Below are 14,193 nucleotides of genomic sequence, written 5' to 3' on the forward strand. Positions count from 1 at the left end.
ACCTTCACGGCGGCGCGAGAGACGAGGTTACCCCACCCTCCGGCCTACCAACAAAACGGTATGCCGCCCACGCAAGCGCGCGGACGGCATACCGGATGGAGGTGGTGAGGTCAGTCGTCGGTGAGGGTCAGCTGGAGGCCGCCGACGAGGCTGCTCGACACGTTGTAGAGGAAGGCCGCGAGGGTAGCGAGCGCCGTCATGAGGATGACGTCGATGACGCCGACGACGATCGCGAGCGAGACGACCCGGCCGAAGCCGAGGAAGTCCATGATGTCGAAGGTGTTCTCGCCGTCCTGGATGATCTGGCCGACGAGGCCGTTGACCTGGTCGAAGACGCCCATGCCGGCGAGGATCATCCACAGCACCGAGACCATGACGACGCCGGCGATGCCGAGGGCCACGGACAGCAGGAAAGACATCTTCATCGCCGACCACGGGTCGACCCGCGAGACGGTGAGCCTCACGCGACGACCGCGCGCCGGAGCCGAGGCGGCGGGCGCCTGCGACGCAGGAGCCGACGCGGCCCGGCTGGAGCCGGAGGACCCGGTCTGGCTCATCGATCGGGTGGGCTCAGGGGCCGGGGCGCCCGACGCCGAGCGCATCGAGGTCCCTGCCTGGTCTGCCGTGCTCACTCGTCGTCTCCGTCACGCTCGTCGTCGCCAGCGGCGCCGTCCTGAGGTTCCGACGGTACGCCATCGGTCGAGCCGAGGTCATCCCCCGCACCTGTGACTGCAGCCGTGTCGTCGGTGTCGTCCACCTCGGGACCAGCGGCCTCGACCGCCGTCTCGAGGGGCGCGTCGAGCGGGGTCCCGTCGACCGGGGAGACGCCCTCGGCGTCGGCCTCGGCGACCTCCTCCTCGACGACCTTCTCGGCGTTGCGGGCCACCCCGACGATCGCGTCGTTCTTGTTGGGCTTGGCGAACCAGACGCCACCGGTGTTGCGGCCGGTGAGACGGACCTCGTCGACGCGGGAGCGGACGATGTTGCCGCGCTCGAAGACGACCATGACCTCGTCGTCCTCGTCGACGGTGAGGGCGCCGACGAGGTCGCCGCCCTTCTCGGTCTGCTTGGCGACGGTGACACCCTGGATGGCGCGCCCCTTGACGCTCCACTGCGAGGCCTTGGAGCGCTTGGCCATGCCCGTCTCGAAGACGACGAAGACGTCCGGGTCGGTGCCCTCGTCGATGACCGACATCGCGAGGAGCGAGTCGTCGCCGACGAACTTCATGCCGGTGACCCCGGAGGTCGACCGGCCCATCGGCCGCAGGGTCGCGTCGTCGGCGTGGAAGCGCACCGACTTGCCCTTCTTGGAGACCAACAGCAGGTCGTCGGCCGACGAGGTCAGCCCGGCGGCGACGAGCTCGTCACCGTCGCGCAGGTTGACGGCGATGAGGCCGCCCGAGCGAGGGGAGTCGTACTCGGAGAGCCGGGTCTTCTTGACGAGGCCGTTGCTGGTGGCGAGCACGAGGTAGGGCGACTGCTGATAGTCCTTGAGCGCCAGCACCTGGGCGATGTGCTCGTCGGGCTGGAACGCCATGATGTTGGCGACGTGCTGGCCCTTGCTCTCGCGGCTCGCGTCCGGCAGGTCGTACGCCTTGGCGCGGTAGACCCGGCCGAGATTGGTGAAGAACAGCAGCCAGTGGTGCGAGGTCGTCGTGAAGAAGTGCGCCACGACGTCCTCACCGCGCAGGGCCGCGCCCTTGACGCCCTTGCCGCCGCGCTTCTGCGAGCGGTAGGCGTCGACCTTGGTGCGCTTGGCGTAGCCGCCCCGGGTGATCGTCACGACGACGTCCTCCTCGGGGATGAGGTCTTCCATCGACATGTCGCCGTCGAAGCCGTGGATCACCGTGCGGCGATCGTCGCCGAACTTCTCCACGATGGCCGCGAGCTCCTCGGAGATGATCGTCCGCTGGCGCTCGGGCTTGGCGAGGATGTCGAGGTAGTCCTCGATCTCGCGCTGGATCGAGTCGTGCTCGTCGATGATCTTCTGGCGCTCCAGGGCCGCGAGGCGACGCAGCTGGAGCTCGAGGATGGCGCGGGCCTGGATCTCGTCGATCTCGAGGAGCTCGATGAGCCCGTCACGCGCGGCCTCGGCCGTGGGCGAGCGGCGGATGAGGGCGATGACCTCGTCGAGGAGGTCGAGGGCCTTGAGCAGCCCGCGCAGGATGTGGATCCGGTCCTCGGCCTCCTTGAGGAGGAAGGCCGTGCGGCGCTGGATGACGTCGATCTGGTGGTCGACCCAGTGCCGGATGAACGCGTCGATCGGCAGCGTGCGCGGCACCCCGTCGACCAGCGCCAGCATGTTGGCGCCGAACGAGGTCTGCAGCTGGGTGTGCTTGTAGAGGTTGTTGAGCACGACCTTGGCGATCGCGTCGCGCCGCAGCACGATGACGAGGCGCTGGCCAGTGCGGCCCGAGGTCTCGTCGCGGATATCGGCGATGCCGTGGAGGCGGCCGTCCTTGACGTGCTCGGCGATCTTCTGAGCGAGGCTGTCGGGGTTGACCTGGTAGGGCAGCTCGGTGATGACGAGGCACTGCCGGCCCTGGATCTCCTCGACCTCGACGACCGCGCGCATGATGATCGAGCCGCGGCCCGTGCGGTAGGCGTCGTCGATGCCCTTGCGGCCCATAATGAGCGCGCCGGTGGGGAAGTCCGGCCCGTGCACGCGCGCCATGACGGCCTCGAGGGCCTCTTCGCGCGTGGCGTCCGGGTGGTCGAGCTGCCACTGGGCGGCGTCGGCGACCTCGCGCAGGTTGTGCGGCGGGATCTGCGTGGCCATGCCAACGGCGATGCCGGACGAGCCGTTGACGAGCAGGTTGGGGAAGCGCGCCGGCAGGACCGTCGGCTCCAGCGTCTTGCCGTCGTAGTTCGGGGCGAAGTCGACGGTCTTCTTGTCGATGTCGCGGACGAGCTCCATGGACAGCGGCGCCATCCGGCACTCGGTGTAGCGCGGCGCGGCGGCGGGGTCGTCGCCCGGGCTGCCGAAGTTGCCCTGGCCCTGGACGAGCGGGTAGCGCAGCGACCAATCCTGGACGAGGCGCACGAGGGCGTCGTAGATGGCGCCGTCACCGTGCGGGTGGTACTGACCCATGACGTCACCGACGACGCGGCTGCACTTGTTGAAGCCGCGGTCGGGCCGGTAGCCCCCGTCGTACATCGCGTAGACGACGCGGCGGTGCACCGGTTTGAGGCCGTCACGCACGTCGGGCAGCGCCCGGCTGACGATGACGCTCATCGCGTACTCGATGTAGGAGCGCTGCATCTCCGTGTTGAGGTCGACCGGCTCGACCCGGTCGGTTTCGCCCGGTGACCGGTCGGGCGCGACGGAGCCCTGCTCGGCCACGTCCTCCACGTCGAGGTCGTCCGTGCCGTCGATGTCGTCAGCCATCAGTTCCCTTGTCTCTCAGTACAGTGCGACAGCGGTATGCCGCAGAAGTTCGGTTCGTCAGGGGCGAGGCGCGAGCGCCAGGCGAGCGGACGGCATACGCATCAGATGTCGAGGAAGCGCACGTCGCGAGCGTTGCGTTGGATGAACGACCTCCGCGACTCGACGTCCTCGCCCATGAGGACCGAGAAGATCTCGTCCGCAGCGGCCGCGTCGTCGAGCGTGATCTGGAGCAGGACCCGGGTGTCGGGGTTCATCGTGGTCTCCCACAGCTCCTGGTAGTCCATCTCGCCGAGGCCCTTGTAGCGCTGGATGCCGTTCTCCTTGGGCATCCGGCGGCCCTTGCTCTGCCCCTCGGCGACCAGCGCGTCGCGCTCGCGGTCGGTGAAGGCGAACTCGTGGGCGGCGTTGCTCCATTTGATGCGGTAGAGCGGGGGCTGCGCGAGGTAGACGTAGCCGGCCTCGATGAGCGGCTTCATGAAGCGGAAGAGCAGCGTCAGCAGCAGCGTGCGGATGTGCATGCCGTCGACGTCGGCATCGGCCATGATGACGATCTTGTGGTAGCGAGCCTTCTCGATCGTGAAGTCCTCGCCGATGCCGGTGCCGAACGCCGAGATCAGCGCCTGGACCTCGGTGTTGGCCAGGGCCTTGTCGAGGCGGGCGCGCTCGACGTTGAGGATCTTGCCGCGGATCGGGAGGATCGCCTGGTTGTGCGGGTTGCGGCCACGCACGGCCGAGCCGCCGGCCGAGTCGCCCTCGACGATGTAGACCTCGGAGACCGCAGGGTCCTTGGCCTGGCAGTCGCGCAGCTTGCCCGGCAGGCCGCCGGACTCGAGGACGCGCTTGCGGGTCGCCTCGCGGGCCTTGCGGGCCGCGAGGCGAGCGGTCGCGGCCTGGATCGCCTTGCGGACGATCTCGCGGCCCTCGGCCGGGTGCCGCTCGAGCCAGTCGCCGAACGAGTCGGTCATGGCGCGCTGGACGAAGCCCTTGACCTCGGAGTTGCCGAGCTTGGTCTTGGTCTGGCCCTCGAACTGCGGCTCGCCGAGCTTGACGCTGATGACGGCGGTGAGGCCCTCACGGACGTCGTCGCCGGTGAGGTTCTCGTCCTTGTCCTTGAGCTGGTTCTGCTCGCGGGCGAAGTCGTTGATCATCCTCGTGAGGGCGGAGCGGAAGCCCTCCTCGTGGGTGCCGCCCTCGTGGGTGTTGATCGTGTTGGCGTAGGTGTGGACCGACTCGCTGTAGGAGCCCGTCCACTGCATTGCGAGCTCGAGGCTGAGCTCGCGGGCCTGGTCCTCGACCTCGATGCTGATGATCTCGGGATGCACCGGCTCGGACTTCTTGCTCGAGACGAGGTGGGTGACGTAGTCGACGAGGCCGTTGTCGTAGCGGTAGGAGACCTTGCGCTTGCGGGTCTCGTTGCCGGCGACGTCGTCGGCCTCGTCCTCGTCGGCGGCCTCCTGGACGCGCTCGTCGACGAGGTTGATCGTCAGGCCCTTGTTGAGGAAGGCCATCTGCTGGAAGCGGGCCCGGATCGTCTCGTAGTCGTAGTCGACCGTCTCGAAGATCTGGTCGTCGGCCCAGTAGGTGATCGTCGTGCCGGTCTCGTCGGTCTCGCCGACTTTCTCGAGCGGGGCGATCCGCTCGCCGTGGTCGAACTCGATCCGCCACACGTGCCCGAGCTGGCGGACCTCGGCGATGAGCCGGGTGGCGAGGGCGTTGACGACGGAGGAGCCGACGCCGTGGAGGCCACCGGACACCTTGTAGCCGCCGCCGCCGAACTTGCCGCCGGCGTGGAGCTGGGTGAGGACGAGCTCGACGGTGGAGACGCCGTAGGCCTCGTTCATGCCCGTCGGGATGCCTCGGCCGTTGTCGGTGACCCGGACGCCGCCGTCCTCGAGCAGGGTGACGTCGATCGTGTCGGCGTGGCCGGCGAGGGACTCGTCGACGGAGTTGTCGACGATCTCCCAGACGAGGTGGTGCAGCCCACGCTCGCCGGTGGACCCGATGTACATGCCGGGGCGCTTGCGGACCGCTTCGAGGCCTTCGAGGACGGTGATCGCCGAGGCGTCGTATGCCGCGTCGTGGGCGACCGCTGACGAGGACCGACCCGGGGTGGTCGTCCGTCCGGACGTGTCGCCCGGCGCCACCTCGGGGGTGCTGTCGAGGCCGCTGTCGGCGCCGGAGTCGAGCGGGGACTCGAGGTCGGCGGGCGTCGCGATGCTGTTGTCGTCGGGCGTGCTGGGCACGGGGCTCCTTCGGCTGGCGTGGCTCATGCCGCGCGCCCGGGGCGCAAGTGCACCCTGGGCGCGACGTTCACCCCGAAGTTTACCTGTCAGGACCGTAAGCGCACGCCAGTGGAGGCCCGTGAGGGCGGTTTGTTCGACATTTCAGAGGTGTTTCCGACCCGGCATACGGCCCCCACCCCTCTGAGGCCGTCTGGGGCGGCTTTCGCGAGAGCGCCGAAGAGCTCAGCGGCCGGTGGTGAAGAAGGTCCAGGTGCCGTCGCCGGCGATCCCGACGCGGTAGCCGGTGTAGCCGCCGTCCTGCTGGCGCATCCTCTCGGCGGAGGCCCGGGTGACGAGACCGGCGGAGACGACCGCGTCCCACTCGGCGTCGGTCTCGGCGTACTGCTCGGAGAAGACCCGCGGCTGGATCGTGCCGTCGAAGGTCTCGGTGGGAACCATCGTGAGCAGGGTCGCCAGGGCGACGAAGTTCTGGGGCGTGCCGGCGCTGAAGACCGTGGCCGGCGCCCGGTCGCCGGCGAGGCCGGTGCCGTCGGCCTTCGCCATCGCGACGAGGGTCGCGGCGTCGCACTTCTTGGCGGCCGAGAGGAGCTTCTTGGCGGTGGCGGCTGCTGCCGGAGCCATGCCGGTGGTGTCGGCGGCACCCGCCCTGCCGGCGGCGCAGGCGGCCGTGGTGCGGCTCGCGGAGGGCGAGGCCGACGACGTGCGGGTGGCGGAGGGACGCACGGTCGGCGTCGCCGACGGGGTGGCGCTCGGCGTCTCCGTGACCGTCGGGGTGTGGGTGGGGTTCGGCGTCTCCGTCGTGGGGGTCGGCGACGGCGTCGCGCTGGCGGTGTCGCTCGTGCTCGGCGAGGTCGCCGGCGCGGCGGTCGGCTCGTCGTCGGAGCAGGCACCCAACGCGAGTACGGCGACGAGCATCGGCACGGCCGCGCTCCCCAGGCGGAGGCGGCGGGCAGACAGCAGGGATCCCCGGGTGGTCATGGTACCCACTGTAACGGGAGTGACTGGTGTGACTACTCCGCCACGCTGCGGGCGGGCTGGGCGGCCGCGGTGCGCTCGACCACCTCGCGCACGACGTCCGGCAGGGCGACCGTGTGCCGCCCCACCCGGTCGATGTAGACCTGCGCCCACAGCCCGTGGGCGGCGATGGCGTCGCTGCCGTCGGCGAAGAGGCCGAAGGCGAACGTCACGCTCTTGGTGCCGACCCGCTCGACCCGGACCCCGACGTCGATCGGCTGCGGGTAGGCCAGCTCGGAGTAGAACCGGCACGACGACTCCGCGACGACGCCCATGGCCTCCGACACCGTCTCGTCGATCCCGGTCTCACGGATGAGCCAGGCGTTGAGCACGGAGTCGAAGAGCTCGTAGTAGACGGCGTTGTTGAGGTGGCCGTACATGTCGTTGTCGGACCACCGCGTCGAGACCCGCTGGATCTCGGGGAAGTCCGCGCGCTCGAGGGTGCGGGGGTCGGGCAGCTCCGAGGTCATGCGGCTCAGGCTAGTTGGGCCCGTCGGACGCTCCGTGCTGGGCACACACCCACCACGCACGACGCGGACGTCGCCCCAACGACGCGGCGCGAGCCACGGCATACGGCGACGCGTCGTGGGAGGAACGGCCTTTGGGTGGGGGCCCCTCCCTACCGCCCTGGGACGTGTCTTTGCACCGGGTGGCGATGCAAGGACACCCCCATCTGCGTCACCTGCGAATGCGAATGGGGGTGCCCGTGCGTCACGAGGCGCAGCAAAGACACTGTTGGACCAAGGGAGGTGTCCGAGTCCTCAGAGGTGGATCGGGGCGAGGCTGAGAGGTCGACCGACGGTTCCGCGTCAGCGGGCGAACGGTCCGTCAGCGGGACCCTCAGGCGGCGGGGAGCACCGACCCGTCGGCCCAGGTCTTCTCGATGAAGGCCTTGACCTCGGGGGAGTGGAGCAGCTCGTCGAGCTTCTTGAGCGCGGCGTTGTCCTTGTCCGACTCCTGCACGGCGAGGAAGTTGGCGTAGGGGTTGCCCTCCGCGTCCTCGACGAGGATGGCGTCCTTGGACGGCGACAGGTCGGCCTCGAGGGCGTAGTTGCCGTTGATGACGGCGACGTCGAGGTCGTCGAGCGAGCGCACGAGCTGGGCCGGGTCGGTCTCGACGAACTTCAGCTTCTTGGCGTTCTGGTCGACGTCGTAGATCGTCGCGTTGGTGGCGTCCTTGCCCTCCTTGAGGGTGATGACACCGGCCTTGGCGAGGAGCTCGAGGGCGCGGCCCTGGTTCGACGGGTCGTTGTTGATGCCGACCTGGGCGCCCTCGGGCAGCGCGTTCACGTCCGTGACCTTCTTGGAGTACAGCGCGAACGGCTCGACATGGACGCCGTCGTAGTGTGCGAACTCGTAGCCGCGGTCCTTCACCTGCGCCTCGTAATAGGGCAGGTGCTGGTAGTAGTTCGCGTCGAGGGTGCCCTCGGCGAGCTGGACGTTGGGCTGGACGTAGTCGTCGAAGGACTTGATGTCGAGGTCGAGGCCGGCCTTCGGAGCGAGCTCCTTGTCGACGAACTCGAGGATCTTGGCGTGCGGCGTGGGGGAGGCACCGACGACGAGCGTGGTGACGCCCTCGTCATTGGCCTCGGGGCCGCTCGTGTCGCCGCCTCCGGCGCCGCACGCGGTGAGGCTCATGGCGGCGAGCACGGACACTCCGGCGACGAGACCACGACGGGGGAACGGGAACATGGGCATTCCTTTCGGTGTGCCGGCCTGGCGGCCGACGTCTGTATGCCGCGTGCGCGGCGGATCAGGTGGGCCGACGACGGTGTCGGAGCGGGCGGCATACGCCGCACGGAAGGGAGCGGTCAGCGGTGGTCGACGGCGCGGGCGACGCGGTCGCCGACGACCTGCACCAGCTGCACGACGACGACGAGCAGCACGACGGCGGCGATCATCACGTCGGTCTGGAAGCGGTTGTAGCCGTAGGACATCGCGGTCGCCCCGAGGCCGCCACCACCGACGGCGCCGGCCATGGCGCTGTAGCCGATGAGGGCGATGACGGTCGTCGTCAGCCCGGCGACGATGCCGGGCAGGGCCTCGGGCAGGAGCACCTTGCGGGTGACGTCCCAGCGGGTCGCGCCCATCATCGTGGCCGCCTCGACCTTGCCGGACGACACCTCACGCAGCGAGGTCTCGACGAGGCGCGCGAAGAACGGCACGGCGCCGATGGTCAGCGGCACGATCATCGCCCGCCACCCCACGGTGGTGCCGGCGACGAAGCGGGTGAACGGGATGATCGCGATCATCAGGATGAGGAACGGCAGCGAGCGCCCGACGTTGACGACCGCGCCGAGGACACGGTTGAGGCCGGGCTTGGGCGCTATGCCACCCGGTGAGCTGTTGTGCAGGAGCACCCCGACGACGACGCCGAGCAGGGCGGTGATCGCCGCTGACCCGATGGTCATCGCCAGCGTCTCCCAGAGCGCCGTCGGCAGGCCTTCGGTGATGACGGGGTTGTCGAGCCACTCGCCCTCGGTCTTCATGCCGCCACCTCCGGGTGGAGGTTGGCGGTGTCGAGGACGCCGTGGGCGCGCTCGACCTGGCTCGGGTCGGCGAGCTCGACGAGGAGACGCCCGACTCGGCGGCCGGCGATCGTCTCGACGGTCGCGGCGGCGACGTCGGACTCGATGCCCTCGCGGCGCAGCAGCGCGACGATGCCGTCGATGGTGCCGACCGTGGCGTCCGGGTGGCCGAGGGCGACCTGGAGACGGGTCAACCCGTCCTGCGCCGGCTCGACGAGCGGGATGAGCTCGCGGTGCAGGCGGTTGGTCGGGTCGGAGATGAGCGTGCCGAGGCGGCCCTGCTCGAGCACGGCGCCGTCACCGAGGAGGGTCACGGCGTCGCAGACCTCGCGGACGACGGACGGCTCGTGGGTGATGATGACGATGGTGATGCCGAGCCGGTCACGCAGCTCGCGGAGCAGGCCGAGGATCGAGCCGGTCGTGCTCGCGTCGAGCGCCGAGGTGGGCTCGTCGCAGAGGAGGATCTCGGGGTCGGCGGCCAGGGCGCGGGCGATGCCGACGCGCTGCTGCTGGCCGCCGGAGAGCTGGCCCGGGTGGTTCTGGGCGCGGTCGGCGAGGCCGACGAGGTCGAGCAGCTCGGTGACGCGGGCGTCGATGCGGGCCTTGTCCCAGCCGGCGATCTCCAGCGGCAGGGCGACGTTGTCGGCGGCGGTGCGCGAGTCGAGGAGGTTGGCGTGCTGGTAGACGACGCCGAACCGGCGCCGGGCCGCGCGGAGCTGGTCGCCGCGCAGGGCGGTGATGTCCTGGCCCGCGACGACCACGTCGCCCGACGTCGGCTGCTCGAGGCCGGTGAGGCAGCGGATCAGCGTCGACTTGCCGGCGCCCGAGCGCCCGACGATGCCGTGGATCTCGCCCCGGGGGACGGTGAGGGAGACCCGGTCGAGCGCCGTGACGGCGCCGCTGCGGGACTCGAAGGTCTTGGTGAGGTCGCGCACGGCCAGAGCCGGGCCCCCAGATGAATCGTCAACCACACACCCATAATCGACGGTTATCCCTCGCATAATCAAATCGGTCCCACGCTCTGGCGGCCGCAGCACCTTTCCCACCTCAGGCGGGAAACGCTCACGTCGCTTGACCGCGGCAGTCAGGCGAGGTGGGAGGAACCCACTTCCGGCGGGAAAGGGGGGAGGCGACGGGGGTATGCGGGGTACGCCCGTCGCGGGGTCAGGCGGACGGGGCGGACGGGGAGGGGGCGGCGGGGGTGGGGGTGGGCGGGTTGGCCGGTGAGGGCCCGAGGGTGCGCTCGCCGACGAGGACGCTGGGGATCATGCCGAGGATGATCGAGACGAGGACCTCGGTGCCGACGGGGTAGCGGACCGAGTGCGGCTGCCACGACCGGACGGTGCGCCCGGAGGGCAGGCGGACGGTGTGCAGGACGAAGGCGCCGTGGTACTCGACGTGGGTGACGGTCGCCGGCGCACCGTGGACCCCGGGTCCGGGCAGCTTGAGCGAGACCTCGTGCGGCCGCAGGACGATCTCGGCCCGGTCGGCGTCGCGCCGGACGGTGACGAGGCCGAGCTCGCACGCGAGCCCCTCCTCGACGAGCGCCGCGGGGAGGAAGTCGGCGTCGCCCATGAAGGAGGCGACGAACCGGCTCACCGGTCGCTCGAAGACCTCGACGGGGCTGCCGAGCTGCTCGATGACGCCCTCGCGCATGACGCCGACCCGGTCGCCGACGGCGAGCGCCTCGGTCTGGTCGTGGGTGACGAGCACGGCCGTGGTGCCGGTGGCGCGCAGGACGTCGACGGTGTCGGTTCGCACGCGGGCCCGCAGCGACTCGTCGAGCGACGAGAACGGCTCGTCCATGAGGACGACGGCCGGGCGGGGGGCGAGAGCCCGCGCCAGGGCGACCCGCTGCTGCTCACCGCCGGACAGCTCGTGCGGGTAGCGGTCGACGACGTGCGAGAGGTGGACGAGGTCGAGGACCTCGCGGACCCGGGCCTCCTGCTCGCCCCGCGGCCGGTCGTCGAGGCCGAAGCGGATGTTGTCTCCGACCCGCAGGTGCGGGAAGAGGGCGTGCTCCTGGAAGACGAGCCCGACGCGGCGCTGCTCCGGCGGAACCCAGGACGGCCCGGCGACGACCCGGCCGCCGACGCGGACCGCGCCGCCGTCCGGGCGCTCGAGCCCGGCGACGAGCCGCAGCAGCGTCGACTTGCCGCACCCGGACGGGCCGATGAGCGCGAGGATCTCGCCCTCCGGCATCACGAGGTCGAGGTCGCTGACGGCCGGGGTGTCGCCGTAGGACTTGGAGACCGCGTCGAGGACGAGCGCGTCGGTCATGACGTCACCTGCCGGTGCGGCTCGGCGAGGCGGACCTGGCGGACGAGGAACCACACCGGGACGATCGCCAGCGCGACGATGAGGAGGGCGGGCAGGGCCGCCTGCTCCCAGAAGTTCTCGTTGGCGAGCTCGTAGACCCACACGGAGAGCGTCGTGAACCCGAACGGGCGCAGCAGCAGCACGAGCGGCAGCTCCTTGACGGCGTCGACCGCGACGAGGACCAGCGCGACGGCGATGCCCGAGCGCGACAGCGGCAGGTGAACCCGGCGCAGCACCCGCAGCGGAGAGGCTCCGAGCGAGAAGGCCGAGTTCGTCACCGACGGCGAGATCGTCGCGAAGCTCGCGTCGACCGCCTGGTAGGCCGGCGCGAGGAAGCGTACGACGTAGGAGGCGAGGATGCCGAGCACCGAGCCGGTGACGACGAGGCCGGTGCCGCCGGGAACCCCGAGCGCCTCGAGCCAGCCGTCGAAGGCGGCGAAGGCGACGAGGACACCGATCCCGATGACCGCACCCGGGACGGCATACCCGAAGGTCGTGAGCTGGGCGGCGCCCCGGGCGAGCCGGCCACCGGTGACGCGCACGCCGTGGGTGACGAGCAGCGCCAGCGCGACGCAGGCGAGCGCGGCGAGGCCGGCCATGACGGCGCTGTTGGTGAGGTTGGTGGCGAAACGGCCGGTCGAGAGGGCGGACGAGTCCGCGAGCGTCGCGCTCACCGCCCACCAGAGCAGCTGCACCACGGGCAGGAGGAAGCCGGCGGCGAGGACGGAGCCGGCCGCGGCGAACGCCCACCAGCGGGAGGCGCCGGTGAGCAGGTGCGGCGTGGCGGGCGGGCGCTGGCCACCACCGCGGGAGTCGTAGCGGGCGCCGCCGCGCAGGATCCGCTCGCCGGCGAGGACCATGACGGCGAAGACGAGCACGAGCACGGAGAGCTGGGCGGCCGACGCGAAGTCGAAGCTGCCCTTCCAGGTGAGGTAGACGCCGACCGAGACGGTGCGGACGCCGAAGTACTGGACCGTGGCGAAGTCGGTGAGCGTCTCCATCATGACGACGGCGAGCCCGCCGGCGAGCGCCGGACGCGCCAGGGGCAGCAGCACCTGGCGGAAGGCGCGCCACGGCGAGGCTCCGAGCATGCGGGCAGCGTCCCACGTCGCCTGGCCCTGCCCGCGGAAGGCCGCCCGCGACAGGAGGAAGACATAGGGGTAGAGCGTCAGCGACAGCACGACCGGCGCACCCAGGGGTCCGGCCAGCAGCTCGACGACCCTCGAGCCGCCGAACAGCCCCCGGCTCGCCCGGGCGGGCCCGCCCGCGGCGCCGAACGTCGAGAGGAAGAGGAAGCCGAGGACGTAGGCCGGCATCGCCAGGGGGAGGACGAGCAGCCACGAGAAGGCCCGCCGTCCGGGGAAGTCGTAGGCCGTGACGAGCCACGCCAGGCCCACCCCGAGCACCGCCGTCCCGACCGCCACCCCGGCGAGCAGCAGCACCGTCGTGAGCAGCATCTCGCCGAGGTCACCCGGCCACGCCGGCGACCCCACCGAGGCGGTGGCGGCGACGAGCACCGAGACGACCGGCACCGAGACCACCAGCGCGATGACGACGACGGCCGCCGACCACGCGGGTCGGCCCGTCCCGGCGAGCCGGCTGGCCCGCCCGCTCGCTCGCACGCTCATCGCGTGCTCATCGACGGCTCACGACCGGTCGGTCACTTGTAGCCGGCCTCGGAGAGGACCTTGACGGCCTCGGCGTTCTGGGACCCATAGGCCTCGGCCGACAGCGGCATGCGCTCGAACTCGCCGAACTCGCCGATGACCGGCTCCGGCTTCACGGACTCGTTGACGGGGTACTCGTGGTTGCCGTCGACGAACGCGCTCTGCCCCTTCGTCGCGAGCCACTCGATGAGCTGCTGCGCCTGGGCCGCGTTGTCGGAGGTCCTCACGACCCCCGCGCCGGAGATGTTGACGTGCGTGCCGGCGCCCGACTGCGAGGCCCAGAACGGCTTCACCTTGAGGTCGGGCTTCTTCTTCAGCTCGCGGGCGAGGTAGTAGTGGTTGGTGATGCCGACGTCGCACTGGCCGGCGTCGATCGCCTTGAGCAGCTCGACGTCGTTGGACTTGATGTCGACGCCGTTGGCCACCCAGCCCTTGACCGTCGCGAGCGCCTTGTCGCGGCCGTCGAGGTCGATGAGGCTGGCGACGAGGCTCTGTGTGTAGGCCGAGGTGGAGTCGCGCATGCAGAGGCGGTCCTTCCACTTCGGGTCGGTCAGGCCGGCATACGTGTTCGTCGCGTCGAAGTCGGTCGGCTTGACCGCGTCCGGGTTGTACATCGTCGTGCGGGCGCGCATCGCCAGGCCGTACCACTGGTTGCCACTGTCCCGCAGGTCCTCGGGCACGCCCTCGGTCAGGGCCGTGGAGTCGAGCGGCCGCAGGACGCCCTCCTCGGCGGCGTTCCAGAGGTTGCCGGCGTCGACGGTCATGTAGACGTCGGCCTCGCCGTCCTCGCCCTCGGCCTTGATCCGCTGGAGCAGCTCGGCGTCGTTGCCCGAGATGAACTCGACGCTGATGCCGGTCTCGTCCTGGAAGTCCTTGAAGGCACCCTCGAGGTCGTAGTGGCGTGCGGAGTAGATCTGCAGGTCGGCGTTGCTGCCACCGATGCCGAGCACGCCGCACCCAGCCAGGGGGAGGACGGTCGCCGTCGCGACGAGGCCGGCGGTGAGGACACGGGCGGTGCGGGGCACGGGGAGCTC

General features: G+C 70.7%; 11 protein-coding genes. All 11 read right to left on the minus strand.

Annotated elements, in window-relative coordinates:
• Positions 1-110: 110 nt before the first annotated feature.
• Entirely contained in the window at positions 111-632 is a 522-nt protein-coding gene (locus tag ACOJV9_RS09705; RefSeq protein WP_420185003.1) for a DUF3566 domain-containing protein, read from the minus strand.
• The gene (gene gyrA, locus ACOJV9_RS09710; RefSeq protein WP_420185004.1) at positions 629-3,388 is read right to left on the minus strand and encodes a DNA gyrase subunit A; all 2,760 of its coding nucleotides are present in this window, start codon (positions 3,386-3,388) and stop codon (positions 629-631) included. The genes ACOJV9_RS09705 and gyrA overlap by 4 nt, the downstream gene beginning before the upstream one ends.
• Positions 3,389-3,489: 101 nt before the next feature.
• Complete coding sequence (gene gyrB, locus ACOJV9_RS09715) at positions 3,490-5,631, minus strand: DNA topoisomerase (ATP-hydrolyzing) subunit B (RefSeq protein WP_420185005.1); 2,142 nt, start codon at positions 5,629-5,631, stop codon at positions 3,490-3,492.
• A 222-nt stretch (positions 5,632-5,853) separates the two neighbouring features.
• On the minus strand, positions 5,854-6,609 hold the full coding sequence (locus tag ACOJV9_RS09720) for a hypothetical protein (protein ID WP_420185006.1): 756 nt from the start codon (positions 6,607-6,609) through the stop codon (positions 5,854-5,856).
• Positions 6,610-6,641: 32 nt separating this feature from the next.
• A complete protein-coding gene (locus ACOJV9_RS09725) occupies positions 6,642-7,115 on the minus strand; it encodes an acyl-CoA thioesterase (RefSeq protein WP_420185007.1) in 474 nt (157 codons plus the stop codon).
• Positions 7,116-7,485: 370 nt separating this feature from the next.
• On the minus strand, positions 7,486-8,337 hold the full coding sequence (locus tag ACOJV9_RS09730) for a MetQ/NlpA family ABC transporter substrate-binding protein (protein WP_420185008.1): 852 nt from the start codon (positions 8,335-8,337) through the stop codon (positions 7,486-7,488).
• Between the two features lie 119 nt (positions 8,338-8,456).
• Positions 8,457-9,134, minus strand: a complete 678-nt coding sequence (locus ACOJV9_RS09735) for a methionine ABC transporter permease (protein WP_420185009.1) — start codon at positions 9,132-9,134, stop codon at positions 8,457-8,459.
• Positions 9,131-10,108 carry a methionine ABC transporter ATP-binding protein gene (locus ACOJV9_RS09740; RefSeq protein WP_420185010.1) on the minus strand — a complete coding sequence of 326 codons (978 nt, stop codon included), beginning with the start codon at positions 10,106-10,108 and terminating at the stop codon, positions 9,131-9,133. Before ACOJV9_RS09740 ends, ACOJV9_RS09735 begins: the two co-directional genes overlap by 4 nt.
• Before the next feature lie 229 nt (positions 10,109-10,337).
• Positions 10,338-11,453 carry an ABC transporter ATP-binding protein gene (locus ACOJV9_RS09745; RefSeq protein WP_420185011.1) on the minus strand — a complete coding sequence of 372 codons (1,116 nt, stop codon included), beginning with the start codon at positions 11,451-11,453 and terminating at the stop codon, positions 10,338-10,340.
• Entirely contained in the window at positions 11,450-13,120 is a 1,671-nt protein-coding gene (locus tag ACOJV9_RS09750) for an ABC transporter permease (RefSeq protein ID WP_420185012.1), read from the minus strand. The genes ACOJV9_RS09745 and ACOJV9_RS09750 overlap by 4 nt, the downstream gene beginning before the upstream one ends.
• Before the next feature lie 32 nt (positions 13,121-13,152).
• Positions 13,153-14,184, minus strand: a complete 1,032-nt coding sequence (locus ACOJV9_RS09755; protein WP_420185013.1) for an extracellular solute-binding protein — start codon at positions 14,182-14,184, stop codon at positions 13,153-13,155.
• Between the last annotated feature and the right edge of the window lie 9 nt (positions 14,185-14,193).

The sequence above is a fragment of the Knoellia terrae genome, from assembly GCF_048606435.1.
GTDB lineage: Bacteria > Actinomycetota > Actinomycetes > Actinomycetales > Dermatophilaceae > Knoellia > Knoellia terrae.

Bases quoted from the DNA above. Each gene is read 5' to 3' on its own strand.
- gyrA (WP_420185004.1), bottom strand. From the start codon at position 3,388: ATGGCTGACGACATCGACGGCACGGACGACCTCGACGTGGAGGACGTG.
- ACOJV9_RS09720 (WP_420185006.1), bottom strand. From the start codon at position 6,609: ATGACCACCCGGGGATCCCTGCTGTCTGCCCGCCGCCTCCGCCTGGGG.
- ACOJV9_RS09725 (WP_420185007.1), bottom strand. From the start codon at position 7,115: ATGACCTCGGAGCTGCCCGACCCCCGCACCCTCGAGCGCGCGGACTTC.
- ACOJV9_RS09730 (WP_420185008.1), bottom strand. From the start codon at position 8,337: ATGTTCCCGTTCCCCCGTCGTGGTCTCGTCGCCGGAGTGTCCGTGCTC.
- ACOJV9_RS09735 (WP_420185009.1), bottom strand. From the start codon at position 9,134: ATGAAGACCGAGGGCGAGTGGCTCGACAACCCCGTCATCACCGAAGGC.
- ACOJV9_RS09745 (WP_420185011.1), bottom strand. From the start codon at position 11,453: ATGACCGACGCGCTCGTCCTCGACGCGGTCTCCAAGTCCTACGGCGAC.
- ACOJV9_RS09750 (WP_420185012.1), bottom strand. From the start codon at position 13,120: ATGAGCGTGCGAGCGAGCGGGCGGGCCAGCCGGCTCGCCGGGACGGGC.